We start from the raw sequence: 22871 nt of genomic DNA on the forward strand, positions 1-22871 counted from the left end.
GCGTCTATCCCGCGACCAGCACGCGGCCCTCGTCATGGTCCAGCGACAGCTCGCCCTCTACACGGGCGACCCAGCCGCGGACATTGAGAAACTCGTCCAGATCGAAACCGCCCTCGTCGGCGACGCGCGTATAGGCGACCAGCGCGATATCGGCGAGCGAGAGCGCATCGCCAACGATAAAGTCGCGCGAGAGCAGCCGCATCTCCATGACCCCCAGCGCCCGGCGCCCCTTGGCCATCAAATCCGGGTCGAGCTCGTCATCGCCGAGATTGAGGAAAGCCTTGCGGAACCGGCGGACGGCGATGAAGGGCTCGTGGGAGTATTGCTCCCAGAACATCCATTCGAGCATCTTCGCCTGATCGAAGGCGTCCGCCGGGATCAGCTGCGCTCCCTCCGTCGTATTGGCAAGGTGATAGATGATGGCATTGGACTGGGCGATGAGGCGGCCATCCTCGCGCTCGAGACAGGGCACCTGGCCGGCCGGATTCATGGCCAGGAAGTCCTCGGTCCGGGTCTCGCCCTTCACCACGTCCACCTCATGCCAGTCGTAGGAAATGCCGAGGTGATCGGCCGTCCACTTCACTTTGAGGCAATTCCCGCTGCGTTGATCGCCGTAGATACGAACTGGCCGGGCCATGCGGCGCGCCTCCTCTGCCATCGCGATTCCATCGGTCCAGCATACGCCGCTTCCTGCGAAGGTCGAACGTTAGCCACTCCCGCCTCCCGCGGGCGAGTGCATTCGCCCCCGCGACAGGCGAGACAGGGCGGGTTATATCCAAGCCATGACCGAGACAGCAGACACTCCCGTCCTTCCCGCAGAAGCCTGTGAAACCATGCTGGAAGTTCGTGCCGGCGTCGACGCGGTCGACCGCGAACTCGTCGCGCTCCTGGTCCGGCGAACAGCCTATATGGATGCCGCAGCGCGCATCAAACCCTCTCGCGACGTCGTGCGCGACGAATGGCGCATCGAAGACGTGATCTCGAAGGTCCGGACCGAGGCCGAAAACCTGGGATTATCGCCGGACCTGGTCGAACCGGTCTGGCGCGAGCTGGTCGAGCAGTCGATCGCGCACGAATTCAGGGTCTGGGACCGCACGCGCGAACCCACGTCCTGACGGGTCAATCCGGCTTTCAAAGACCGGCGAAGACCGCCTCGGTTTCCTTGAAGCATTGCTCGATGGCGAGCCGCGCACCATCCCAGGCCGGTTGCGGCTGGGCCTCGGCGGCCTCGCACAAATCCGCCAGCGCAAAGGCGCCCACGCCGCGGGCGGCGCCCTTGAGCGTGTGCGTCGCCGTCTGCCAGCTGGTCACGTCCTCGGCCGCAGCCATGAGGCCGATACAGCGGCGAGCCTGCTCGCACATCAGGCCGAGCAGCTCGTCGCGAAGGCTTTCATCCCCGCCGGTGTAACCGGCGAGATGAGCCGCGTCGAAGAGCGGAGACGCGTGTGAGGTCGAGTTCGCAAGCATGCCCTTGTGTCTAGAGCCTGAATCTTAACATGGCCTTCCGTTCCGGCCTCCCCTCCGCCCCGCATCCCGAACGGAGATTGCCGTTACGCAGCCTCTGCCCTAGTTTTCCCGCAACAGGGGAGTTGAACCGATGCGCACACGTGATTTCCTGCTGACGGCCCTCGCCGCTGGTGCCATTGCCGCCTGCTCCGAGGCGGGCGAGCCGACATCCGCTGACCTCCCGCCCGCTCCGGATACGATGAATGACAGCGCCGCTGACGAGGAAACGACCCGTCCGGCCGATGGAGTCGAGCCGCCGGAGTCCCTGTCGGAGACGGCGGCCGTAGACATCCAGGAATGGCCCGTACCCTGGGAGGGGCGCCCGCGCGATCCCTACACGCGCGACGGCCGGACAGTCTGGTTCGTGGGCCAGGTGAATTCCTACATCGCCCGCCTCGACACCGCGACCGGCGAAATGGAGCGTATCGACCTGCGCGAGGATGCCGGGCCTCACAATCTCATCGTCGATGAGGCCGGCGACGTCTGGTATGCGGGCAATCGCGACGCCCATATCGGGCGCTACGACGTCGAGGACGGCACGTTCGAGATCATCGACACGCCGGAAGACACCGCCCGCGATCCGCACACGCTCATCTTCGACGGTAATGGCGATATCTGGTTCTCCAGCCAGGGCGCCAATTCGGTCGGCTTTCTCGATGTCGAAACGCGCGCAGTGACCATCCTGCCGGTTCCCACCGAACGCGCGCGTCCCTACGGTATCAAGCTGGCGCCCGACGGTACGATCTGGGTCGCCCTTTTCGGTACCCACAAGCTGGCCTCGATCGATCCGGACACGATGACGCTGACCGAACACGACCTGCCGCGCGAAACCGCACGGCCTCGCCGTATCGGGATCACGAGCGACGGACGTGTATGGTACGGCGACTATGCCGACGGCTATCTCGGCATGCTCGATCCGGCCAGCGGCGACATCCGCGAATGGGCCATGCCCTCGGGCGAGAGTGCCCGCCCCTACGCCATGGCGGTAGACGGTTCGGACCGGATCTGGTTCGTCGAGACCGGCGTCGATCCGAACAACTTCACGGGCTTCGACCCGGCGTCGGAAAGCTTTTTCTCCGTCACCGGCATTCCGTCGGGCGGCGGTGTCGTCCGGCACATGCAATACCTGCCGGACACCGGCGAGATCTGGTTCGGTTCGGACATGGGCACGATCGGCCGCGCCACGGTCGAATAGCCGAAACGGCCAACGTTTGCAGCTTTGCATGCCCGTCATGCCGGGCTGCAAGCGGGTTTGTCTTGATTTCGGGCGGCGCCTGAGTATTTTCCGCGCCTCCCGACCGGCGCGCCTATAGCTCAGTTGGTAGAGCAGCTGACTCTTAATCAGCGGGTCCCAGGTTCGAGTCCTGGTGGGCGCACCAAAATCTCCCGGAATTCCCTCCCGGTACCCGGCCAGCTGCAAAGCGGCCATCCCGATACGAAAACCGCCCGGCTGCTGCCAGCCGGGCGGTTTCATGTTCGGGACTGTCGGAAACGGATCAGCTGGCTTGACGAACCTCGGTGAGGAAGGTCTCGACCGTCCGGTTGAGACGTTCGGCCCGCTCCGACACGGTCCGTACGGCCTGCAGGACATCCTGCGAGGCCTCGCCCGTCTGCTGAGCCGACCGGGACACCCCGTCGACATTCTCGGAGACCGACCGGGCACTCGTTGCGGCATGCGCGACCGAGCTGGAAATCTCGCGGGTCGAGGCGCTTTGCTCTTCGGCCGCCGCGGCGATGGTCGCCGATGCGCGGCTGATCTCGCCGACGGCGCGGGTGACGTCCTCGATCGAGCTCGACGAAGAGGCGGCCGCATCCTGAATCGACTGGATCTGCGCCCGGATATCGTCGGTCGCCTTGGCGGTCTGTGCCGCCAGCGACTTCACTTCCGACGCCACCACCGCAAAGCCCTTGCCGGCCTCGCCTGCTCGTGCAGCTTCGATGGTCGCGTTGAGCGCCAGCAAATTGGTCTGCTCGGAAATATCGTTGATGAGCTGGACGACATGCCCGATCTCCTGGGCGGCATTGCCCAGCTCGGCGACGACCGTCTGGACCGTCTTGGAGCGCTCGTCGGCCTGGGCGGCCATGTCCGAAGAGCTCTGGATCTGCTGAGTGACTTCCTGGATCGACGCCGTCAGCTGCTCCGAGGCGGCCGCGACGGATTCCACATTGCTAGAAGCTTCCGCAGCCGCGGAGGCCATGTGGCTGCTCTGCTCGGAGCCCTCGGAAGCCGAGGTGGACAATTGCTCGGCAATGGCCGCCATGGACGCGCAGGCTTCATTCACCTCGCCCAGCATCGCCATCACGTCGGCATCGAAGGATTTGGCGAGCTCGTCCAGGCGGCTGGCGCGGCGCTCGTTCGCCTCTGCCTGCGCCCGCTGTTCGTCCTCCAGCTGCTCGGCCTTGAGACCATTGTCGCGGAAACGCTTCAGGCTCTCGACGACGGCGCCGAGCTCGTCCGTACGGGCCAGAGCCTCGATGTCGAGGCTGTAATCGCCGTTCGCCAGCGTCCCTGTCGCATCGGCGATGGACCGAACGGACTTGGCGGTACGGCGGCCGAAGAAAACGGCGAGGCTGACGAGGGCAATGCCCACGACCAGCGTCAGACCGATGAAGGCGATGATGGAATTGCGGGCCGCATCGCGCGTCGCGGCAGCATCGAGACGCGCCAGTGCCGCGCCCTCATCGGCCAGCCCCTCAAGGTCGCCATTTATCTCGTCGAACACCTCGTCGAAGGGCTGCAGAAAGGCGACAGAGCTGGCGAAATCGAGCTCGAGCATCTGGCCGACGAAGTCGAGCGCATCATTGTAGAGGGCGAGCTGTTCGATCAGCCCGTTCATGATTTCCGGATCAGCGAGGCTGGACTCGCCGGCATCGACGATAGCCTGCAATTCGGAAGAGAGCTGGGTGACGCGACCGGAGACGGCTTCAAATTCGGACATGACGTCGACTTCCGCATCGGCGGCCTGGCGCGTGACGATCGAAAGCACATCGCCGTTGATGGCCTCCAGGCGTGCCTTGAAACGGGTGAGTTCGATCGCGGAATTGAGATCGGACACGGCTCGTTCCTGATTGGACGAGCCGCTTTCCAGCGACCAGGCGCCAAGGCCGGCCACGGCGATGAGCGCGAGAATGGCCGCGATCGGCGCGACGGCAAAGGACTGAGCGATCGTCAGCTTGAAGATGGAAAATTTCTTGCCCATGAGTGCCTCCAGCAGGGACCCGCGGTCCCCGACGCCGCGCTTTCGCCGGCGTTTCATCTGTCAGGCCAGTCTGACGCGACGAGCCTGAAATCAGGGTTAACGCTCCGGGACCGCACGGCCCCGGAGCGTCGATTTTTCCGGCTAGAAGGACGCCGTGAGCTGCACCCAGTAACGCGCACCGGGCTGATAGTTCACATTGACGACTTCGCCATCGCCGAAATTGGCGTTCTGGGCGTTCACCGACACACCGACATGGTCGTTGAGGCGGTAGCCGGCCCGGAAGGACGCAGAGAGCTGGTCGTCGATCGCCATTTGCGTCACCGAACCGAAGACCGGCTGGATCGGGCTGACGATGCTGGACACATAGTTGATATAGGCATCCGCAGTGAAGCGCTCGCCGGTCCAGCCCAGATGGGCGTTGGCGATATGCTCAGGCGTGACGCCTTCAAAATCCTGCACCGTGTAGAACGGAACCGGTGAGAGGTCGTCCTCGACCGACTGGTAGGTGTAGCTCACATCCCAGTCCCAATGGCCTTCCGGATCGCCGCTCAGAGCCAGTTCAACACCGCTCGTCGTCGTCTCGCCGCGATTGTCGAAAAGGAAGGTCGGGACATTGGCCGCCGGCGGCAGCAGGTCAGGCACACTCCCGAAGACGCCACGGACGTCCTCGGTCTCGACGTGGAAGAGCGCCGCCCGCAGGGACACCGTGTCGGTGAGGTCGCGGTCATAGGCCAGCTCGTAATTGGTCACGGCCGAGGCGACCATGTTCGGGTTGCCCGAAACCGCGACAAGGAAGCCCGGCGAGGTCGTCGTGGACGTGAAGCCGAGATCGAAAGAGGTCGGCGCCTGGATGCCACGGCCGGCCATCAGACGGACGCTGCCGCCGAAGTCCGGCTGCCAGACGAGGGCCGCATTGTAGCTGATCTCCTCGAACGACACGTCGTAATCGGCCTGGGCGAAGGGATAGGTGGCCGGGTTCGGCGCACCGCCACGGCTCCAGTCGACAACGTCGTAGCGCAGGGCGAAGGTCGCATCGAGCGCGTTGGAGAAGCTGTGGTTCCACATCGCGGCGGCGGCCCAGCTTTCCGAGGACATGTCGCCATTGCCCGGCTCCGGGAAGGAGACAGTGTCGGAGGAACGCAGCTCGACGGAAAGACGGACCGTGTCGTTGGCGCCGACCTTGAACAGGTCCTGCGCGCGGAACACCGTCGTCTCCGAGGAGAGCGGACCGAAATCGTAAGCGATCTCGGACTCGTTGCGGTAACCGGACAGCGTCACGAAGCCGTAATCCGTGTCCGCCTCGAGGTCGAGCTTGTAGGAGTTGAGCTCGTAGGCGGATCGCGTCGCGTAGAAGATAGAGGTCAGTTCCTGCTGCTGGACATCCGAAAGGGTTGCCTCGGCGGTCAGGGTGATCTTGTCGGTCACGCGAAAGCGGCCCTCGATTGCGGCCGTCTCGCGGGTATAGCCGCCATCGGCCAGGCCGACCGCATAGGCGTTGCCGGCAACAGGGTCGAACTCGTCGGCTTCGCCATGGCCGTAGCTGACACGGACAGAGGCACGGTCGCCGAAGCTGCGGGCCGCGACGAAGCTGGCATCGGAATAGCCGTCCGTACCGGCATTGACGCGGACATTGGCGTAGTCACCGTGCTGCGGGTTGCGGGTGATGATGTTGACCACGCCGGCCACGGCGTTGAAGCCGTAGAGTGCGGACTGTGCGCCCTTCACGACTTCGATCTGCTGGATCTCTTCCAACTGGACAGGCAGCGTCGACCAGGCGGTGTAGCCATAGCTGTCGAGATAGACTTCACGACCGTTCACCAGAACCAGAAGGCGCGGCGTGTAGCCGGTCGCGGCACCGCGGATGGAGACCTGGCTGTCACCGAAGCTGTAGCGGTTGAAATTGATGCCCGCATAGTGACGCAGGATGCCGGGAATGTCGGCTTCCGGGAAACGCTGGATATCGTCCTGCGTGATGATGACCATGGTCGCCGGGACGTCCGAGGAACGCTGCGGCGCGCCAGTGGCGCCAGCGGTCACCGGCTCACCGAACAGGTCGCTCATGGCTGTATAATCGAGGGACTGGGCGGAGGCGCCGGCCTGGATGGACAGCGGCAGCACGACCGCAGCAAGGGTCGTCGTGAGGAGGATGTTCTTCATGATGGTATCTCTTCTGGATATCGTGAGCGGCCTAGACTTCTTCGATCATCATCGCGAAGGCGGCGGCGAAGGAGACGGACGCGGTATCGGCGGCGGCGCGATTGACCACGATGCGAACGGACGGCGCACTTTGGACGCCCATCACGCACGCGCCGCTCTCTACGCAGCTCATATCGGTCGAAACGGTCATCACGCCGGCACCGCTGGCCGTGGAGAAGACGTTGGCGTCACCCGACGCAGATCCGAGCAGGACCGCAGCATCGGCACCGCCGACGCTGGCGATGTCGGAAACCGGAACGAGGCGAGCGTTCAGCGTCACGCGACCGGCGGACAGACCGCCTGCCATCGTATCGGCCAACGCCTGCGCCTCGGCTTCGCTCGAAGCGTCGTAGACGATGGCGACCGTCCGGTCGGACCCGCTGGCGCCTTCGACGAAGCTGAGCGCACGACCGATCACTTCGATGTCGCGCTGTGATGTCTGTGCCGCGGCCTGCGGCGCGAGGAGGAGGAGTCCGGAAAGAACCGGAATTATGAATTTCAGCATGAGAGCCCCAGTCTTTTTTGACGGGCACGTGAATCAATGTGCCTGGCTCAGCCGTATAGGTAAGAGGTGTTAACCCACTGCTTCCTATCAATCATAGAATATGCATAGATCACTACCAATTGCGCAAATCGGCGTTGCAAAAGTGCATACCGACTGCATAGACGACACAAAGCGCGGCATCACGCGACAATACGCCACGAAATGACTTTATTTTTGCTTGCCGATTAATTTGCTCTGAAAAACATAACGCCCGGACCTTAAGGGGGGAGAGAAGGTCCGGGCGCCGATGTTGCAAGGCGACCTCGAGGGGGGAGAGGGTCAGCCGGCCTCGCTAACTTACTAACCATCACAGGAAGTTACTAACCGAAAACCTTTGGGTGGAGTGACGACGCCGGGGTTCAACGTCCCTGTCCCTGTCCCCGCCGGTTGCCTTTCTGGCCCTGCGATATGAATACCAATAGACGGACATTTATTAACCACCAACTACTTGTTGGTAATTGTATATTATACGACCGGTTCAACGATCGATCACACGTCCATCAGCTCAAGCGCGCGCTCACGCACACGATCGAGAACGGCAGCCAGCTGCTCGATCTCCCCGGCATCGAGCCCCGCCAGCAGGGCCGCCTCCGCCTCGAGCGCGACCGGCGTGATATCACGGTAGATGCCACCCCCTGCGTCGGTGAGCCGCAACAGGCGCGATCGACCGTCGGCGTTATTGCGCTCCCGGTCGAGCAGACCGCGCTCTACGAGCGAACGGACAGCCCGGCTGACCGAGACCTTGTCCATCGCCGCGACATCGCTGATCGCCTGCGCGGTCATCGGCCGCCCTTCACCGAGAAGGGCGATCACGCGCCACTCCCAGATCGTCAGGCCGAAGCGGGCGTGATAGGCGCGCGCCACCAGCCGGCTGACGAGATTGGACGTCACCGCGAGGCGGTATGGAAGATAGTCGCCAAGCCTGAGCGCGGCAGTGTCGGATCGATCGTTCATGCCGGAGTCCTGCCGGAAGCCGGCGGCGGCGGCAAGACCGGGCGGCTCGACTGACGGACGGCTCGACGCCTCACGCGGCCCGGGCTATCCCTTGCGCATGACCGACATGTTTTCCGCCCCCGCCCTGCCCCGCTTGCCGATCGACGGTACGGACCGCACTTTCCCGGTCGGCCGCATCTTCTGTATCGGACGCAATTATGCCGACCACGCCAAGGAGATGGGCGCCTCCGCCGAAGCGATCTTCTTCATGAAGCCCTGGGATGCAGTCACGACCGATACCTGCATCCCCTATCCGCCGGAGACCGAGGATCTTCATCATGAGGTAGAGATGGTCATGGCGCTCGGCGAAGGTGGCCGTCCTGTGGCGGCGGGCGTCGGCGTCGATCTGACCCGCCGCGACCTGCAGGCCCGCATGAAGCAGAAATCCGCGCCCTGGGAGATCGCAAAGGCCTTTCACGCCTCCGCTCCCATGGGATCCCTGCGCGAGGGCATGCCACCGAAGAGCGGAGCGATCACGCTGTCGGTCAATGGCGAGCGCCGCCAGTCCGGCGATCTCGACCAGATGATCATCGCGCCTGACGCCCTGCTGGCGGAATTGTCGCGCTTTTTCGAGCTGCGCGCCGGCGACCTCATCTTCACCGGCACGCCGGCGGGGGTCGGCCCCGTCGCCCGCGGCGACCGCGTCCGCGCAGAAATCGACGGCCTGCCTGCCCTTGAATTCGACCTCGTCTAGGAGACCAGCATGACGGTTACGCTCTACGGATACTGGCGCTCGAGCGCGTCCTACCGGCTCCGTATCGCCCTCAACATGAAAGGCGTCGCCTACGAACAGGTCTCGATCAATCTGAAGGAGGGCGAGCAGCATTCCGATGCCTGGCGGGCGAAGCAGCCGCAAGGCATGGTTCCGGTTCTGGAAGTCGAGGGACAGCGCTTTCTCCAGTCTCCGGCCATTCTGGAGTGGATCGAGGAGAACTGGCCAAACCCGGCGCTCCTGCCCGCCGATCCCGCCGATCGTTGCCGGGTGCGCGGCTGGACCTCGGTCATCGCCTGCGACATCCACCCGGTGCAGAATTTGCGCGTCCTCAAAGCCATCGCCGGAGATCTCGGCCAGGGCAAGGAGGGCATGACCGCCTGGGCACAGCGCTGGATGAAATCGGGCCTGGAATCGCTGGAAGCCATGGTCGCTGACCCCGACCGGACCAGCCCTTTCCTGTACGGAGACGAACCCGGCATGGCGGAAGTTTATCTCGTACCGCAGCTCTACAATGCGCGCCGTTGGGGCACCGATCTTTCCAACTGCCCGACTCTGGTCGCAGCCGACGCCGCGGTGCGCGAACTGCCGGCCTTTCGGGACGCGGCACCGGCCAACCAGGCCGACGCCGAGACGGATTAGGCGGCCCTGCGACGCAGCGGAATGCTCTGCCGTGAAGCGAGCCTCAGCCAGAGCCACTCGACGGGGCCGTGTGTGAAAGCGCGGAACCAGAACCGGACCGCGACCAGCTGCAGCGCCAGGAGCACAATTGCTATCGCCAGCAGGCCGCCCCAGGACACTCTGCCGAAGAGCGACAGACCGGGGATTCCGAAGAAGACGATCGCCAGCGCCAGCGTCTGGGCGAAATAAAGGCTGAGCCAGGCCTCACCTGCCAGGGTCAGCCAGCCCAGCACGCGCGGCAGTACGGACTGCTGCACGCCCAGCACGATAAAACTCATGTAGCCGGCGACCACGAACACGCTGCCGAAGAGCTGTGAACCGGCCCCCTTCCAGGCCGTCGTCGCGGCAAAGCCGGTCTGGAGCGCATACAGGGCCGCCCAACCGCACAGCGGCAATCCGATCCCCAGGCAGACTGCTCCAGTCACGGCATAGACCATCGGCGCCAGCCGGCCCGACAGGAAGCCGGATTTGTGAGCCGCCATGCCCAGGATCTGCACCCCGACGACGCCAGCGCCGAGGAAAACAAGGGCCACGAGCTGATGCTGAAGCTCCAGCGCCATATTCCCGGGAAGGCGCGCGAGGAATCCGCCCCGCCAGGTCGCCTCGATTTCGGCCAGCCGCTCCGGCGAGAGGCCGAACATCTGCGCCGGCGACAGACTGTCGCCCGCAAGCGCGCCGAGGGCGCTGCCGCCCCAGAGCATGAAGAGCGTCACCAGTACCAGCGCGCCGCCCAGAAGAAGCTGGCTGACCAGGCGCATGCGCGAGGCGGTCGCGGCAATCATTCCGGCCAGGGCGAACAGGAATGCCTGGTCGCCATACCAGAACAGAAATCCGTGCAGCAGCCCGGCCAGGCACAGCCAGCTCATCAGGCTCCACTGGCGCCCGCCGACCGGCACGCCTCCCGCTTCCGCACCGGCAGGGTCGAGGCTTGCCAGCCACGCTCCGAGCATGGCCGCGAGCAGGATCGACGCCTTGCCGGTAAAAAAGGTCTGGATGAACCACCAGGACGCGATGTCGAGAGCACCGGTGAGACCGGACTGAAGCGTCGGAACCGCACCGGCCGCCCAGACATAGGCAAAGCCGGAAATATTGGCGATCGTCAGCGCGAGAACGGCCAGGCCGACCAGACATTGCTGCGCGGTTTTGCCCGCTTCGTCCGGCCAGAGCGGCATGATGTCCCCCCATGGCCATATTGAGGCCGCATTCCCGGGTTTCTTACAGAGAATTCATGAAGCTCCCAGTTTCATGAATTGTAATTGCGTATATCACGCGTCATTAAATGACGGTAGCGGTCCTGAGCTGAGGGTGCACGAGGGCTATGGTACAGGTTCTGACATCGGTGATCGAATGGTTCGCAATGCTGGTCCTGACCAGCATCGGGATCGAGTATGAGCCTGACGCGTGCCAGGCCGAACAGCCGACTGAATACCGCCAGACCGCCACAGTTTTCTATACCGACATCAAGGCCGGCTGGGACAGTGTGAATATCGAGGATTGCGCCGGGCGCCTTCTGATGCACACGCAAAGCGAACCTGTCTACGTGACCTCGCCCCGCATCGTTTACGATAGCTGACGGCCCGGTCTACGCGACCTTTCCCCCGCAAATATCCATATCGCATAGATTATCTGTGTCGCTGACGCGCATACAGGCTTATTCTCTGTCATAATGAGCGCAGGGTCCGGCGGTGTGCCGCCGAACCGAGACGTCGGACAGCCGGCACGATCCTCGCCGGCAGAAGAAGGCCAACCGGGCACAGCATGACGAAGAAGACTCGCGACCAATCCATCGAGCTTGCGGAGACCACCATGTCGAAAGAGGCACGGATCACCCCGGCCAGGGACCGCCGACCGCTCTCGGCACCGGCGAGCGAGCCTGAGGACACATCCGGTCCGGGACGGTCCGGCCGCTGGCTGGTCTGGCTCGGCAATAGTTTCGCGCTGCTCTGGATGGGCGCGGCCGCCGCTTTCATCTGGGGCTATCTCGGAGTCCAGTCGCTCGACCGGCTGGCCCAGTACGGCTTCGGCCAGCTGACCGGCCTCGCCGTTTTCGCCTTCGCCCCCGCCCTGCTCTTTGTCATGACCGGCCTGATGGCACGTGAGCTGATCCGCAATGCCCGCAATACGCGGCGCGTCGAAGTCGCCATCGAGCGTCTCGCCGACCCCGCCCGCTATGCCGAGCGCGAGGTTCGCACGCTCTCCAATGCCGTCGCCGGCGAAGTCGAACGGATCAATGCCGCGCTGGAAAGCGCGCTCGCCCGCCTCGCAGCCATGGAAGAAGTCATCAGCCATCACGCGGAGACGCTGGAACAGTCCGCCGGCGATGCCCGCGACCGAACGGAAACGCTGCTCAAGGGCCTGCGCGCCGAACGCCTGCGTCTCGGCGAAGTCTCCGAGTCCCTCGACGACAAGGCGGCGCTGATCGCTGCAGCGATTTCAGACCAGTCCAAAATGGTCGCTGCCGCTGCGGAACTGGCGGCCTCCCAGGCGAGCGATAGCGAGAAGCGCATTCTCGCCAGCGTCGGGCATCTCAACGAGGCCGGTACGAGCGTCGTCGAGAGCGGTGATATCGTCGCCGAGGCCCTCACCCGCCAGACCGGCAATCTTCGCGAGCTGTCGGACACGCTCAAGGAGCGTTCGGAAAATCTCGATGCGGCCTATGTCAAACACCGCAAGCGCCTCAAGGATGCGGGCGAAGCCCTGCGTGAGGAGCAGGAGAAGATCGGTGCCGCACTCGACTTCCACAAGGCCGAACTGGACACGATGGCGGCGACCGCACGCGGCGGCGCCGAGGCGCTGAACACCGCGGCGAGCGAAGGCGCCAAAGCCTTCAGCGAAGCTGTCGATGCAGCCCTCGCCCGCGCCGACACGCTGGCGGATCAGGTTCGCAACGAGACCGAAAATGCCGCTGGCTCTCATGAGGCGGCCCTGGCTCGTCTGGTCGCTTCCGCACAGGAAGCCAAGGAGGTATCCGAAGCCGCTATCGAGGCGATTCAGGCCCAGGCCGATATTGTCTCCAGCAAGGTGGAGCAGACGAATGAGGCTGCTTATGAAGCGGCCCGCCGTTCCGACGAGGCATTCGAGAGCCGCCTGGCCGAAGCCGACAAGCTGACCCAGCGCGCCGCTCGCGCCGCCGACGAAGCCGCCGAGTCAGTCAAGCGCCGTCTCGAAGCCGTGCTCGCATCGGCACGTGCCGAGACGCAGACCGTCGAACGCCATATCGAAAGCATGACCGAGAAGCTCTCGGAAATGCCCAATATGGCCAGCGACCGGGCACAGGAAGCCGTGGACGCGCTGCGCCGGGGTCTCGATGGCCTCAATGCCGCCGCCATGACGGCCGCCGAGGAGGCCCAGGAAATCGATGCGGCCTTCCAGGCTCGCATCCGTCAGAATTACGAGCTGCTCTCCGACTTCATGCTTCGGATGGGTTCCGTTGCCGGCGGTCGCAAGGCGCCGGAACTGGGTCTCAATGAATTGCCCGATCCGCTGGCCGCACGTCGTCGCCCTGACGCGCCGTCCAAGGGCAAGCCGGATCCCGAATTCGGCGATGAGATGGATCAGCCGCTCGGCGGTGTCGCGCCGGTCCCGTCCGGTGATCGCAAGTCAAAGCGGGACAAGCCGTCCGAGTCGGTCGAACAGGCGCCGGGCGCCCGGGCCGCAGAGCACTCGGTCGGTTTCCCGGAACGCGGTGTAGGTCCGCGCAAGCCGGGCGGCGAGCCGGGCTGGCGCTGGAAGGACCTGCTCTCGAACATGCCCGAGGACGAGGACGCCGACGCACCGCGTGAGCGCCCCGGCCGCAAACCCGGAAAGAAGAGCTAGTCCGTCTGGACAGTCCGCTCAGCGGACCAGTCCGCAATCTGGGAACTGACCTGGCTGGAGGCTTCATCGAACGCCGCGACGATGGCGCTCGTCCGGTTGGACGAAGCCGGTACGTCCGCCGAGAACACGCGGGCCCCCACGAAGCGGCGCCCACGCTCCGCGATCAGTCTGGCGGCAATGCGGACCCGCACGACCGGAGCGGAATTCTCGCCGTTCACGTAGGCCGCCTCGAACTGGCGCAAATCCAGCCGCAACTCGTAATCCGCGCGCGTACCGTCTTCCGGACGGGCGGGGGCCAGGCGAGCATCGTCGGCATTGAAGCTGTCGATTACCAGATTCTGGACCAGGGCGGGTGCCGGCGAAATCCATCGCGCACCCTCGATATAGGCCAGATTCCGGTCGTCCCGTGCGATGGCGATGGTATCGCCCGCGAGCCCGCGCGGCGCCAGCGGCGCCTCGATCTCGACGATGACCCAGTCGCCACCGCTCCACTCACGCGGCTCCGGCGAGGACAGACGGTAGACGGTCACCGGCTCGCTTTCCGGAAGCACGGATACGCATGCGGACACGGAAAGCAGGCTCAGCCCGGCCAGGACCGGTTTGACGAGATGAATCGGGTTCATTGTGGGACCTCCACGGTTTCACGCGGCGAGCCGGCGATGAAACCTCCGGGATTGTTTTCCAGCTCGAGCGCAATGCGCTCCAGCGAAGCGATCAGGCGGCGCAGTTCGGAAGACGCCTGATTGAGGTCTTCCAGGCCGTTATCGGCAAAGTCCTCGATCGCAGGCGTCACACTGAGCACGAGTGCGTTCGTGTCGGTTGCGGCCTGGTTGACTGCGATGGCCGCCGCCGTCGTCTCATTGACAGCCGGAGTCACGTCATTGACGAGGAAGGCCTCTGCCGTAACGCCGAATTGTTGCAGCGAATTGGCGGCGACCGAAATATCGGCTGCGGCCGTATCGATGCGCTGGATGGCGGCGCGCATGTCGTCGATCAGGGCCTGCTCGGCAGCAAGATTGTCTGTGATCTCGCGCAGATTCCCGAGCGTGGCGGAGACCTCTTCGATATTGTTCTCGCTCAGAAGGGCCGACAGGCGGAAGAGCGTCGTCTGGGCCGCGTCGAGCACGTCCTCGGAGCCTTCGAAAATACCTTCCAGCTGGGCCCGCCGGGCGAAGATGCGGGGCGGCGGACGGCTGGCCGGGCTGAGCAGTCGCTCTGCGTCCGGCGTCCCGCCAGTGATGAGGATGTAGGACAGGCCGGTCAGGCCCTGCGGTTCGAGCTGGGCGAAGCTGTCCACGCGGACCGGCGTCTGCGCCAGTACACGCACGCGCGCGATCACCCGGCTCTGATCGTCCAGTTCCAGCTCGATGACCTCGCCGACCTGGATACCGTTGAAACGGACCTCGCCGGACTCGCGCAGGCCGCGCACCGGTCCGTCAAAGACGATGTCGTAATAGGCGTATTCCTCGTCGAAGGAGACTTTCGAGAGCCACAGGACGAAAAAGCCCAGCGCGGCGCAGAGGAGGACGGCGAAGACACCGACCAGGACGTGATGAGCCTTGGTTTCCATACGCTAACGCTCCTTGCCGGTTCCGGCCCGGCGGCCCCGTGGCCCATGAAAGTATTTCTGGATCCACGGGTGTGGGTTGTTCAACAGCTCTTCGATCGGCGCAACCGCTTCGACTTTCTTGTCGGCCAGCACGGCGACACGATCACAAATGGCATAGAGGCTGTCGAGGTCGTGAGTAATCATGACGACGGTCAGGTCGAGTGCACGCGACAGTTCGAGAATGAGCGTGTCGAAGGCTGCCGCGCCGACCGGATCGAGGCCGGCGGTCGGTTCGTCGAGAAAGAGAATGTCCGGATCCAGCGCAAGCGCGCGCGCCAGGGCCGCGCGCTTGCGCATGCCGCCGGAAAGCTCCGACGGGTAGCGCTGGGCGGCATCCTGGTCGAGCCCCGCCAGGCCGATCTTCATACCGGCGATCTCCTCCATGAGCGCGTCCGGCATGTCGATATGCTCACGCAGGGGCGCCATGACGTTTTCAAGCACGGTCAGTGAGGTGAACAGCGCGCCGCCCTGGAAGAGCACCCCCCATCGGCTGTCGATCTTGCGGCGTTCGGCCTCCTTCATGTCCGACAGGCGCCGCCTGCCGAACAGGATTTCGCCGCCGTCCGGCTCCTTGAGTCCGAGAATGGAGTTGAGCAGAACGGTCTTGCCCGTGCCGGACCCGCCGACAATGCCGAGGATCTCGCCCCGGCGGATATCGAGGTCGAGATGGTCGTGGACCACATGCTTGCCGAAGGCCGAGTGCAGGTCCCGGACGGAGATGAGGACGTCCGAACTCATATGCCCAGCTCCAGATACATCATGGCGAAGAGCGCCTCGAGCACGATCACGGCGAAGATGGACTGCACCACGGACGCCGTCACGCGGCGCCCGAGCGATTCCACGTCGCCGCGCACCTGCATGCCCTGACGGCAGCCGATGATCGCCACGACCAGGCCGAAGACGGGCGCCTTGGACATGCCGACCCAGAAATGGCTGATATCGAGTTCCGAATTGAGGCGCGAGAAGAAGAGCGCCGGCGAGATGTCCTGGGCGGTCCAGGCGACCAGCATGCCACCGATCAGGCCGGAAATCATGGCGCCGAAAGTCAGAAGCGGCGCCATCAGCACGCAGGCGACCACGCGCGGCAGGACCAGGACCTCGAACGGATCAAGACCGAGCACACGCATGGCGTCGATCTCCTGCTGCATCTTCATGGCGCCGATCGAGGCCGTGAACGCACTGTCGGACCGGCCGGCCAGCATGATGGCGGTGATCAGCACACCGAATTCGCGGAGGACGGAAATCCCGACCAGTTCGACGGTGAAGACGGAAAAGCCCACGCTTTGCAGGAGATTGGCCCCCATATAGGCGACCACGGCCCCGATAAAGAAAGCCAGCGTGGCGACGATTGGCAGCGCGTTGACGCCCACCTCTTCCATCGCCCAGACGGTGGGCGTCAGGCGGAACCGCCAGGGCTGAACCATGGCCCGGAGACCGGTCGTCAGGGTCCGCCCGAGAAAGCCGAACGTGTCGACCGCCTCCAGATACGCCATCTCCAGCCCGGCCCCGATGCGGCCCATCGCCTTGACGAAACCGCCCTGCCTGGGCCGTTCCGGCGGGCAGATTTCGGTGCGGCCGCGGACTTCATGAATCAGGCGGCGCGCCGTGGGGTGGGAGCCGGTGAAATGGTACTCGCCATCCGGCTCGCCGCAGCGCCGCGTCGCGCGACCCAGAAGATAGGCGCCGGCCGTGTCGATACGACCGAGATGGTCGAGATCGATGACGATGAGATCGGGACGCACGGTCTCCTCGACCTGGCGAATGGCAGCATCCTGCCGGCCGATCGTTTCGATCAGCCAGTCGCCATGCGGTTCAAGGACGGTCTTGCCGTCTTGCTCACGTACGACCAGGCCCGCCGGGTCCGGCCCATCCAGTTGATGTCCCCTCATAAATGCGACCCTAGTCGATTTCTTTCGCGGGCGGGAGTGGGGAAACGCGATGCAATGCAATTGCGGCAGCGAGGCCCAGAACAGCCGGCACGATCATGATGGCGAAACCGCCCGCGCCGATCCGCGCGAAGAAATACCCCGAGACCGCCGACGCAATGGCCATGACGACGCCGCCGGAGAGCGCGGAATTGATCGCTTGCGCCGTCGCGGCCTGATCATCGGGTACGGCCGTCGCGGCGTATCGGAGAAAGCCGAGATAGCTCGCCGCGAAGGTCAGCGCATGCAGGCCCTGGAGCGCGAACAGGATCAGCAGCGGAGGGGAGAGCGCCGTCAGTCCCCAGCGCAGAATGGACGCCGCGGCGCCCAGCCCCAGCATGGCCGCGGCGCTGAGCCGGCCCAGGCGTCCCTTCCCGGAGAGCCAGAGGAAGACGACCTCGACCGCGACGCCCGTCGCCCAGAGCGCACCGATAGTGATGTCGTTGATTCCGGCATCGCTCCAGGCGACCGCGGAAAAGGCGTAGTAGAAACCATGCCCGCCCTGCACGAATGCCGAGGCCAGCAAGGCGAGCCCGAACGGACTGCGGATCAGCCGGCCCAGCTCGCCCCATTGCGATCGCCGAACCGTCTGTCCCGTCATTCGTCGACCGGGCGGCAACCAGGCGGCGGCCAGGACGAGAAGCCCGGCTCCGGCGATCATCCAGGCCAGGACGCTGCCGGTGCCTTGACTGTCGATCAGCGCGCCGGCTGCGAAGTTGGACAGGATAAAGAGGATTGATCCAACCGAACGAACCGGACCGAACTCGAACCCCTCATCGCGCGCCTGGCGCAGGGCGAAGGCGTCGATGAGCGGGATTTGCCCGAAGAGCAGCGCCCCGCTCATGAAAGACAGTGCGAGCAGCGGCCAGGGCGAGGCGAAAGGCGCGTGCAGGATGAAGACGAGACAGCACAGCACCGCGAAAACGAAAATCGGATCCTTGCGCCGCTTCGCCGTATCGCCCCAGCGCGCGCCGAGCGGCGAAACCAGGGTTCGTCCGGCAAGGCCCGCAGCCACGATCCAGCCGATCCATTCCGGCGAGAGCCCACGTCCGTCCAGCCATTTCGGGAAATATGGCAGGAAGGCACCGAGCGTCAGATAGAAGGCCCCGTAATAGGCCGCAAATCGGAAGGCGGGCGTCTTGTGCATGTCGTGCTCACTTGCCCCGCTTTAGCCGTGAGGTCCAGCCTCCGGTACTGCGCGCTTGGCGAACAGTGTTCACTTCGCTAGTTTCGCGCTCCCGTCATCGAATTCCCGGACCCGCGCGACATGGACCGAAACATCGCCGCCTCCGCCCTCCCGGAGGTCCAGACAGATACGGCCCCCGTCCGCCCGCTGCGCGTTCTCGTCACCGGCTATCGCTCGCACCCCCACGTCGGAGGTCAGGGCGTCTATATTCGCGAACTGACACGCTCGCTGCGCGATATGGGTCACGAGGTCAGCGTGGCATCGGGCCCGCCCTATCCCGAGCTGGATGCCGGGATCGAGCTCTACCGTCTGCCCTCGCTCGACCTGTTCGCCGAAGAAAATGCCTTTCTTGCACTGCGACCGCGCCATTTGACGTCCTGGGCCGATCTGTCGGAATGGCTTGCCCACAATTCTGGCGCCTTCGGCGAGCTCTACGCCTTCGCCCGACGGCTCGAGCGTTTCGTGGCCGAGCATGGCGACCGGTTCGACGTCATTCATGACAACCAGACGCTGGCCACGCCCTTTCTCGAGATCGACCGCCGTCTGCCCGTCATCACCACCATCCACCATCCGATCGCCATCGACCGGGACTATGCCCTCGCTGCCGGCCGGAAATGGTGGGAGCGCCTGCTGACGCGCCGCTGGTATCGTTTCGTGGGCATGCAGGCCCGTACCGCGCGCCAATTGCCGCGACTGCTGGCTGTTTCGGGGGCCGCGCGCGATACCCATGCCGAGCGTTACGGCGTCGACCCTGAGCGTGTCCATATCGCCTTCAACGGCATCGACCACGAGACCTTCTCGCCGGCCCCGTCCGTCGCGCGCGAGACCGGACTGATCGTCACCACGGCCAGCGCCGACGTGCCGATCAAGGGGCTGGACGTCCTGATCGACGCACTCGCCCAGGTCGCTGCGGCCCGGCCGAAAGCCCGTCTTCACATCGTCGGCACGCTGCGCGACGGGCCAGCCAAGCGCATGCTGGCCGCGCGCGGTCTGAGCGATCGCGTGAGCACCAGTTCCGACCTGACCCGGGCCGAGATCGCCTCGCTCTATCGCCGCGCTCATATCGTCGCCTGCCCGGCCCGGTTCGAAGGTTTCGGATTCCCGGCCGCCGAGGCCATGGCCTGCGGAGCGGCGGTCGTGTCCAGCGATGGCGGCGCCCTTCCCGAAGTGGTTGGCGATGCCGGCCTGGTCTCGCCGTCCGGCGAAGCCGAGCCGATGGCGAACAATCTCGCCCGCCTGCTGGACAATCCCGAGGAAGCCCGGGCCCTGGGAGAGCGGGCCGCCGAGCGTGCCCGCGCCGAGTTCAACTGGTCGGGTCATGCCCTGGCCGCCTCCCGGCTCTATGCCGAAGCTCTCGCCGATAGACGGGCCTGACCGACATGATGACGATCAAACTCGAGCCGATGGAACTGGAAGCGGGCATGCGCGTGCTCGATCTTGGCTGCGGTCAGGGCCGGCACCTGCATGCGCTCTACTGGGACGAGACGCCCGTCCATGCGGTCGGCGTCGACCTGTCACACGAGGACGCCTCCATCGCGCTCGACAAGTTCTTCGAACTACCCCCGCCCGAGCCGGCCTCCGCGCTGCGAGCGGCCACCTTGTCCGCAGGCGATGCCGAGCAGCTCCCCTTCGAGGCGGGCACGTTCGACCGCATCGTCTGTTCCGAAGTGCTCGAACACGTGCCGGACCCGGATGTCGTGCTGGCCGAGATCGCCCGCGTGCTCAAGCCCGGCGGCATTTTCGTCGCCTCGGTGCCGCGCTACTGGACCGAAGCGATCTGCTGGAAATTGTCGACCGGCTATCAGAACACGCCCGGCGGCCATGTCCGCATCTTCCGTTCGAACGGTTTGAAGAACTCGGTCGAGAAACAGGGCTTCCGCCGCTTCAAGCGTCACTGGGCGCATGCGCTCCATTCGCCCTATTGGTGGCTGCAATGCGCCCTCTGGGACAGCCGCGAAACGAGCGGTCTGGTGCGTCTCTATCGCAAATTCCTCGAATGGGATCTCATGCAGCGGCCCTGGCTCACCCGTACGCTGGAACGCCTTCTCGATCCCGTCCTCGGTAAATCCGAGGTGATGTATTTCCGAAAGACCGCCTGACCATGGCCAAGACCGTCAATATCCGCGCCTGCGCCGATCATATTGTCCGCCTGCAGCGGCCGGACGGCGCCATCCCGTGGATCGAGGCGGGCATCTGGGACGCCTGGAACCATGGCGAAGGCGCCATGGCGCTGGCCATCGCGGGCCGCGAGGCCGAGACCCGCAAGGCGCTGGACTGTCTGGCCGAGCGTCAGGAAACCGATGGCGGCTGGACCGGCGATCTCGGCGCCTCAGTGCCGCTCGACGATGCCAATCGCCGGCTTGTACCTGGCACGCCGGAGACCGCCCGCGACACCAATTTCTCGGGCTATGCCGCGGTCACCGTCCTGCGCAGCCTGCTCGCCCTTCGCGCCCTGTCCGACCTGCCTCGCTACTGGCCCATGGTCCGCAAGGCGATGGCCTTCGTGCTCGCACACCAGACGTCGCACGGCGATATCGTCTGGAATGCCCGCAAGGACGAGACCTCGCTCGATACGATAGACTCCCTGCGCGCCGGCAATGCCAGCCTCTACAAATCACTGGAATGCGCCATTCTGATGGGCCGGCTCATGGAAGAAGACGTCGGCGGCTGGATCGAGGCCCGACGCCGCGTCGGCGCGGCCCTGCGCGAGAACGACGCCCGTTTCGATCGCCATGGCACGGACCGGCGCCGCTACGCCATGGACTGGTATTATCCCGTCCTCGCCGGCGTCCTGGGACGCGAGACCGCGCAAGCGCGCCTCTTCGCGCGCTGGACGGATTTCGTGGAACCGGGACTGGGGTGCCGCTGCGTCTCCGACGAGCCCTGGGTCACAGCAGCCGAGACTGCCGAACTCGCGCTCGCCTGCCTCGCCGCCGGCAAGACGGATCAGGCGCGTCAGCTGATCGAGAACCTCGCCCCGCTACAGGCAAAGGATGGCGGCTACTGGATGGGCTGGCAGTTCGCGGAAAATGTGGTCTGGCCCTATGAACGCCCCAGCTGGACCGCCGGCGCGCTCGTCATGGCTGCAGACGCACTGGACTCGCTGACGCCGGGCTCGGATCTGCTCATCCGCAATCATGTCGCCGAGATACCGCCCGTCAGGCCAGACGGCGAAGCGCTTCCAGTGTTCCTGTCCGCCTGACCGGCTCGAACAGGCCGGACGCAACGGCCAGTTTCCATATTTCATAGGGCGGACGGCCGCCATCTTCCGGATTGGGGAAGACGTCGTGGATCGCCAGGATACCGCCTGGCGCCACACGTCCGGCCCAGCCGCGATAATCGGCCAGGGCCGCCTCCATGGAATGGCCGCCATCGATGAAGACCATGCCCAGAGGCGTGGTCCAGTTGGCTGCGATGGTCGAGGACCGCCCGACGACCGGGATCACGCAATCCTCCAGCTCGCCGCGGAACAGGGTCTCGCGCAATGCGGGCAGCGTTTCGACCGCGCCGAGTCGCTCATCATAGAGATCTGGATCGTGATATTCCTCGCCGCGCTGGTGCTCCTCGGAGCCGCGGTGGTGGTCGAGCGTGTAGAGAACGGTTCCGGTCTCGCGTGCGGCCGGGCCGAGATAGAGAGCCGACTTGCCGCAATAGGAGCCGATTTCCAGGATCGGACCCAGCTTGCCGCATTCGCGCGCACAGGCCGCAAGCGCCTCGCCCTCTACCGGATCGAGGAACCCTTTCACGTCATCCGGTGAAATCATCGGGATCAGGAAACGGGCTGACGCGAACCCTGGCGCCGCAATGCCGCGAGGGCATCCGCGTGATCGCGCAGACGGGTCGCCGTAACAGCCAGCTCGGCGCGCTGCGCCTGCAGCTCGCCCAGCATGCCCGCATCATCGCCGGTTCCGACACGCGTGATCAGGCTGTCGAAGAGATCGAGCGCATCGCGCGACTGCGCCATGGCCGTCTCGACATCGCCGAGGCTGCGATTGAGCGCAGCCCGGGAAACGCCGCCACCGGTCTGTACGACATCGGCCGCGGAGCGATCGACCGCAGCCGCCAGTTCGCAGGCATAGCGAAGGTCGGCGAGCACCGTACCGGCCAGGCCGTCCCGGGCGAGATCGGCTTCGTGCGCGTCGAGATAATAGGTCACCGCATCGACCGGGGCGTCGTCGCCTCCATGGCCGGTCAGACGTCCCATCCAGTTCATCGCGGTATCCATGGCACCGGCGTCGCGGATCAGGCCGGCTTCGCGGTATCCGGCTTCCATCGCATCTGCGGAACGGGAAAGGGTCTGCTGATCAGGTGTGGACTGGAGCGCAATGCTGTCGGTCCGGGCAGCCAGCGAGATCGGCGCACTGGCGCAGCCAGCCGCCAGGCAGCAGGCACTCATGGCTATCAGGACACGCCGGACTGAGATCATTAAGACTGTTTCCCAAAACTCGAAAAGATGTCCCCAAACGCGTGGATGATAACGCGTGGGCAGCGATTAAGCTACGC

The 22871-nt window shown here is 65.0% G+C and carries 23 protein-coding genes and 1 tRNA gene; 10 read left to right on the forward strand and 14 right to left on the reverse strand.

Features of this window, described 5'->3' with window-relative positions:
- Window positions 1–4 precede the first annotated feature (4 nt).
- A complete protein-coding gene (locus tag AC13HB_RS14230) occupies window positions 5–637 on the reverse strand; it encodes a glutathione S-transferase family protein (RefSeq protein WP_482950440.1) in 633 nt (210 codons plus the stop codon).
- A gap of 145 nt (window positions 638–782) precedes the next feature.
- Between AC13HB_RS14230 and AC13HB_RS14235 the strand changes: the two genes are divergently transcribed.
- Window positions 783–1115 (forward strand): chorismate mutase, encoded by a 333-nt coding sequence (locus tag AC13HB_RS14235; protein ID WP_482950441.1) that lies wholly within the window; start codon window positions 783–785, stop codon window positions 1113–1115.
- Between the two features lie 16 nt (window positions 1116–1131).
- On the opposite strand, the gene AC13HB_RS14240 is transcribed toward AC13HB_RS14235, so the two are convergent.
- The gene (locus AC13HB_RS14240) at window positions 1132–1467 is read right to left on the reverse strand and encodes an Hpt domain-containing protein (protein ID WP_482950442.1); all 336 of its coding nucleotides are present in this window, start codon (window positions 1465–1467) and stop codon (window positions 1132–1134) included.
- A 130-nt stretch (window positions 1468–1597) separates the two neighbouring features.
- Between AC13HB_RS14240 and AC13HB_RS14245 the strand changes: the two genes are divergently transcribed.
- Both AC13HB_RS14245 and AC13HB_RS14250 read left to right on the forward strand, forming a co-directional pair.
- Entirely contained in the window at window positions 1598–2701 is a 1104-nt protein-coding gene (locus tag AC13HB_RS14245; protein WP_482950443.1) for a Vgb family protein, read from the forward strand.
- A 108-nt stretch (window positions 2702–2809) separates the two neighbouring features.
- Window positions 2810–2885, forward strand: a tRNA-Lys gene (locus AC13HB_RS14250).
- A gap of 117 nt (window positions 2886–3002) precedes the next feature.
- Here the strand turns inward: AC13HB_RS14250 and AC13HB_RS14255 are convergent.
- The 4 genes from AC13HB_RS14255 to AC13HB_RS14270 all read right to left on the reverse strand — a co-directional run bounded on the left by AC13HB_RS14255 (window position 3003) and on the right by AC13HB_RS14270 (window position 8400).
- A complete protein-coding gene (locus AC13HB_RS14255; RefSeq protein ID WP_482950444.1) occupies window positions 3003–4706 on the reverse strand; it encodes a methyl-accepting chemotaxis protein in 1704 nt (567 codons plus the stop codon).
- Window positions 4707–4847: 141 nt separating this feature from the next.
- On the reverse strand, window positions 4848–6863 hold the full coding sequence (locus tag AC13HB_RS14260; RefSeq protein ID WP_482950445.1) for a TonB-dependent receptor plug domain-containing protein: 2016 nt from the start codon (window positions 6861–6863) through the stop codon (window positions 4848–4850).
- Between the two features lie 31 nt (window positions 6864–6894).
- Entirely contained in the window at window positions 6895–7407 is a 513-nt protein-coding gene (locus AC13HB_RS14265; RefSeq protein WP_482950446.1) for a hypothetical protein, read from the reverse strand.
- Window positions 7408–7935: 528 nt separating this feature from the next.
- A complete protein-coding gene (locus AC13HB_RS14270) occupies window positions 7936–8400 on the reverse strand; it encodes a MarR family winged helix-turn-helix transcriptional regulator (RefSeq protein ID WP_482950447.1) in 465 nt (154 codons plus the stop codon).
- Between the two features lie 97 nt (window positions 8401–8497).
- Between AC13HB_RS14270 and AC13HB_RS14275 the strand changes: the two genes are divergently transcribed.
- Window positions 8498–9133: a fumarylacetoacetate hydrolase family protein gene (locus AC13HB_RS14275; protein ID WP_482950549.1), complete on the forward strand. Its 636-nt coding sequence runs from the start codon at window positions 8498–8500 to the stop codon at window positions 9131–9133.
- A gap of 9 nt (window positions 9134–9142) precedes the next feature.
- Entirely contained in the window at window positions 9143–9793 is a 651-nt protein-coding gene (gene maiA, locus AC13HB_RS14280) for a maleylacetoacetate isomerase (protein ID WP_482950448.1), read from the forward strand.
- Here maiA and AC13HB_RS14285 read toward each other — a convergent pair.
- Window positions 9790–11004 carry a DUF418 domain-containing protein gene (locus tag AC13HB_RS14285; protein ID WP_482950449.1) on the reverse strand — a complete coding sequence of 405 codons (1215 nt, stop codon included), beginning with the start codon at window positions 11002–11004 and terminating at the stop codon, window positions 9790–9792. The two genes, maiA and AC13HB_RS14285, sit on opposite strands and share 4 nt — an antisense overlap.
- A gap of 146 nt (window positions 11005–11150) precedes the next feature.
- Here AC13HB_RS14285 and AC13HB_RS14290 point away from each other — a divergent pair, with 146 nt between their 5' ends.
- Together AC13HB_RS14290 and AC13HB_RS14295 are read left to right on the forward strand one after the other, a co-directional pair.
- Complete coding sequence (locus tag AC13HB_RS14290; protein WP_482950450.1) at window positions 11151–11405, forward strand: hypothetical protein; 255 nt, start codon at window positions 11151–11153, stop codon at window positions 11403–11405.
- A 185-nt stretch (window positions 11406–11590) separates the two neighbouring features.
- Complete coding sequence (locus AC13HB_RS14295; RefSeq protein ID WP_482950451.1) at window positions 11591–13648, forward strand: coiled-coil domain-containing protein; 2058 nt, start codon at window positions 11591–11593, stop codon at window positions 13646–13648.
- Here AC13HB_RS14295 and AC13HB_RS14300 read toward each other — a convergent pair.
- The 5 genes from AC13HB_RS14300 to AC13HB_RS14320 are packed head-to-tail and all read right to left on the reverse strand — an operon-like array spanning window position 13645 to window position 18329.
- Window positions 13645–14271, reverse strand: a complete 627-nt coding sequence (locus AC13HB_RS14300; RefSeq protein ID WP_482950452.1) for an ABC-type transport auxiliary lipoprotein family protein — start codon at window positions 14269–14271, stop codon at window positions 13645–13647. The two genes, AC13HB_RS14295 and AC13HB_RS14300, sit on opposite strands and share 4 nt — an antisense overlap.
- Window positions 14268–15218 carry an MlaD family protein gene (locus tag AC13HB_RS14305; RefSeq protein ID WP_482950453.1) on the reverse strand — a complete coding sequence of 317 codons (951 nt, stop codon included), beginning with the start codon at window positions 15216–15218 and terminating at the stop codon, window positions 14268–14270. The genes AC13HB_RS14300 and AC13HB_RS14305 overlap by 4 nt, the downstream gene beginning before the upstream one ends.
- 3 nt (window positions 15219–15221) lie before the next feature.
- The gene (locus AC13HB_RS14310; protein WP_482950454.1) at window positions 15222–15995 is read right to left on the reverse strand and encodes an ABC transporter ATP-binding protein; all 774 of its coding nucleotides are present in this window, start codon (window positions 15993–15995) and stop codon (window positions 15222–15224) included.
- The gene (locus AC13HB_RS14315) at window positions 15992–17146 is read right to left on the reverse strand and encodes an MlaE family lipid ABC transporter permease subunit (protein ID WP_482950455.1); all 1155 of its coding nucleotides are present in this window, start codon (window positions 17144–17146) and stop codon (window positions 15992–15994) included. The genes AC13HB_RS14310 and AC13HB_RS14315 overlap by 4 nt, the downstream gene beginning before the upstream one ends.
- 10 nt (window positions 17147–17156) lie before the next feature.
- A complete protein-coding gene (locus AC13HB_RS14320; protein WP_482950456.1) occupies window positions 17157–18329 on the reverse strand; it encodes an MFS transporter in 1173 nt (390 codons plus the stop codon).
- Window positions 18330–18449: 120 nt separating this feature from the next.
- On the opposite strand from AC13HB_RS14320, the gene AC13HB_RS14325 reads away from it, so the two are divergent.
- From AC13HB_RS14325 to AC13HB_RS14335, 3 genes are read left to right on the forward strand one after another with little or no spacing between them, the layout of a single operon-like run.
- The gene (locus AC13HB_RS14325; protein WP_482950457.1) at window positions 18450–19742 is read left to right on the forward strand and encodes a glycosyltransferase family 4 protein; all 1293 of its coding nucleotides are present in this window, start codon (window positions 18450–18452) and stop codon (window positions 19740–19742) included.
- Window positions 19743–19747: 5 nt separating this feature from the next.
- Window positions 19748–20467 (forward strand): class I SAM-dependent methyltransferase, encoded by a 720-nt coding sequence (locus tag AC13HB_RS14330; RefSeq protein WP_482950458.1) that lies wholly within the window; start codon window positions 19748–19750, stop codon window positions 20465–20467.
- A 2-nt stretch (window positions 20468–20469) separates the two neighbouring features.
- Complete coding sequence (locus tag AC13HB_RS14335; protein ID WP_482950459.1) at window positions 20470–21570, forward strand: prenyltransferase/squalene oxidase repeat-containing protein; 1101 nt, start codon at window positions 20470–20472, stop codon at window positions 21568–21570.
- Here AC13HB_RS14335 and AC13HB_RS14340 read toward each other — a convergent pair.
- Window positions 21527–22132, reverse strand: a complete 606-nt coding sequence (locus AC13HB_RS14340) for a class I SAM-dependent methyltransferase (protein WP_482950460.1) — start codon at window positions 22130–22132, stop codon at window positions 21527–21529. The genes AC13HB_RS14335 and AC13HB_RS14340 overlap by 44 nt on opposite strands.
- 5 nt (window positions 22133–22137) lie before the next feature.
- Entirely contained in the window at window positions 22138–22794 is a 657-nt protein-coding gene (locus AC13HB_RS14345; protein ID WP_482950461.1) for a hypothetical protein, read from the reverse strand.
- Between the last annotated feature and the right edge of the window lie 77 nt (window positions 22795–22871).

It is taken from the genome of Maricaulis sp. B-26, from assembly GCF_056857855.1.

Excerpts from the sequence above, each read along its gene's own strand:
- AC13HB_RS14230 (WP_482950440.1), bottom strand. The coding sequence starts at position 637 with ATGGCCCGGCCAGTTCGTATCTACGGCGATCAACGCAGCGGGAATTGC.
- AC13HB_RS14235 (WP_482950441.1), top strand. The coding sequence starts at position 783 with ATGACCGAGACAGCAGACACTCCCGTCCTTCCCGCAGAAGCCTGTGAA.
- AC13HB_RS14240 (WP_482950442.1), bottom strand. The coding sequence starts at position 1,467 with ATGCTTGCGAACTCGACCTCACACGCGTCTCCGCTCTTCGACGCGGCT.
- AC13HB_RS14245 (WP_482950443.1), top strand. The coding sequence starts at position 1,598 with ATGCGCACACGTGATTTCCTGCTGACGGCCCTCGCCGCTGGTGCCATT.
- AC13HB_RS14255 (WP_482950444.1), bottom strand. The coding sequence starts at position 4,706 with ATGGGCAAGAAATTTTCCATCTTCAAGCTGACGATCGCTCAGTCCTTT.
- AC13HB_RS14260 (WP_482950445.1), bottom strand. The coding sequence starts at position 6,863 with ATGAAGAACATCCTCCTCACGACGACCCTTGCTGCGGTCGTGCTGCCG.
- AC13HB_RS14265 (WP_482950446.1), bottom strand. The coding sequence starts at position 7,407 with ATGCTGAAATTCATAATTCCGGTTCTTTCCGGACTCCTCCTCCTCGCG.
- AC13HB_RS14270 (WP_482950447.1), bottom strand. The coding sequence starts at position 8,400 with ATGAACGATCGATCCGACACTGCCGCGCTCAGGCTTGGCGACTATCTT.
- AC13HB_RS14275 (WP_482950549.1), top strand. The coding sequence starts at position 8,498 with ATGACCGACATGTTTTCCGCCCCCGCCCTGCCCCGCTTGCCGATCGAC.
- maiA (WP_482950448.1), top strand. The coding sequence starts at position 9,143 with ATGACGGTTACGCTCTACGGATACTGGCGCTCGAGCGCGTCCTACCGG.
- AC13HB_RS14285 (WP_482950449.1), bottom strand. The coding sequence starts at position 11,004 with ATGCCGCTCTGGCCGGACGAAGCGGGCAAAACCGCGCAGCAATGTCTG.
- AC13HB_RS14290 (WP_482950450.1), top strand. The coding sequence starts at position 11,151 with ATGGTACAGGTTCTGACATCGGTGATCGAATGGTTCGCAATGCTGGTC.
- AC13HB_RS14295 (WP_482950451.1), top strand. The coding sequence starts at position 11,591 with ATGACGAAGAAGACTCGCGACCAATCCATCGAGCTTGCGGAGACCACC.
- AC13HB_RS14300 (WP_482950452.1), bottom strand. The coding sequence starts at position 14,271 with ATGAACCCGATTCATCTCGTCAAACCGGTCCTGGCCGGGCTGAGCCTG.
- AC13HB_RS14305 (WP_482950453.1), bottom strand. The coding sequence starts at position 15,218 with ATGGAAACCAAGGCTCATCACGTCCTGGTCGGTGTCTTCGCCGTCCTC.
- AC13HB_RS14310 (WP_482950454.1), bottom strand. The coding sequence starts at position 15,995 with ATGAGTTCGGACGTCCTCATCTCCGTCCGGGACCTGCACTCGGCCTTC.
- AC13HB_RS14315 (WP_482950455.1), bottom strand. The coding sequence starts at position 17,146 with ATGAGGGGACATCAACTGGATGGGCCGGACCCGGCGGGCCTGGTCGTA.
- AC13HB_RS14320 (WP_482950456.1), bottom strand. The coding sequence starts at position 18,329 with ATGCACAAGACGCCCGCCTTCCGATTTGCGGCCTATTACGGGGCCTTC.
- AC13HB_RS14325 (WP_482950457.1), top strand. The coding sequence starts at position 18,450 with ATGGACCGAAACATCGCCGCCTCCGCCCTCCCGGAGGTCCAGACAGAT.
- AC13HB_RS14330 (WP_482950458.1), top strand. The coding sequence starts at position 19,748 with ATGATGACGATCAAACTCGAGCCGATGGAACTGGAAGCGGGCATGCGC.
- AC13HB_RS14335 (WP_482950459.1), top strand. The coding sequence starts at position 20,470 with ATGGCCAAGACCGTCAATATCCGCGCCTGCGCCGATCATATTGTCCGC.
- AC13HB_RS14340 (WP_482950460.1), bottom strand. The coding sequence starts at position 22,132 with ATGATTTCACCGGATGACGTGAAAGGGTTCCTCGATCCGGTAGAGGGC.
- AC13HB_RS14345 (WP_482950461.1), bottom strand. The coding sequence starts at position 22,794 with ATGATCTCAGTCCGGCGTGTCCTGATAGCCATGAGTGCCTGCTGCCTG.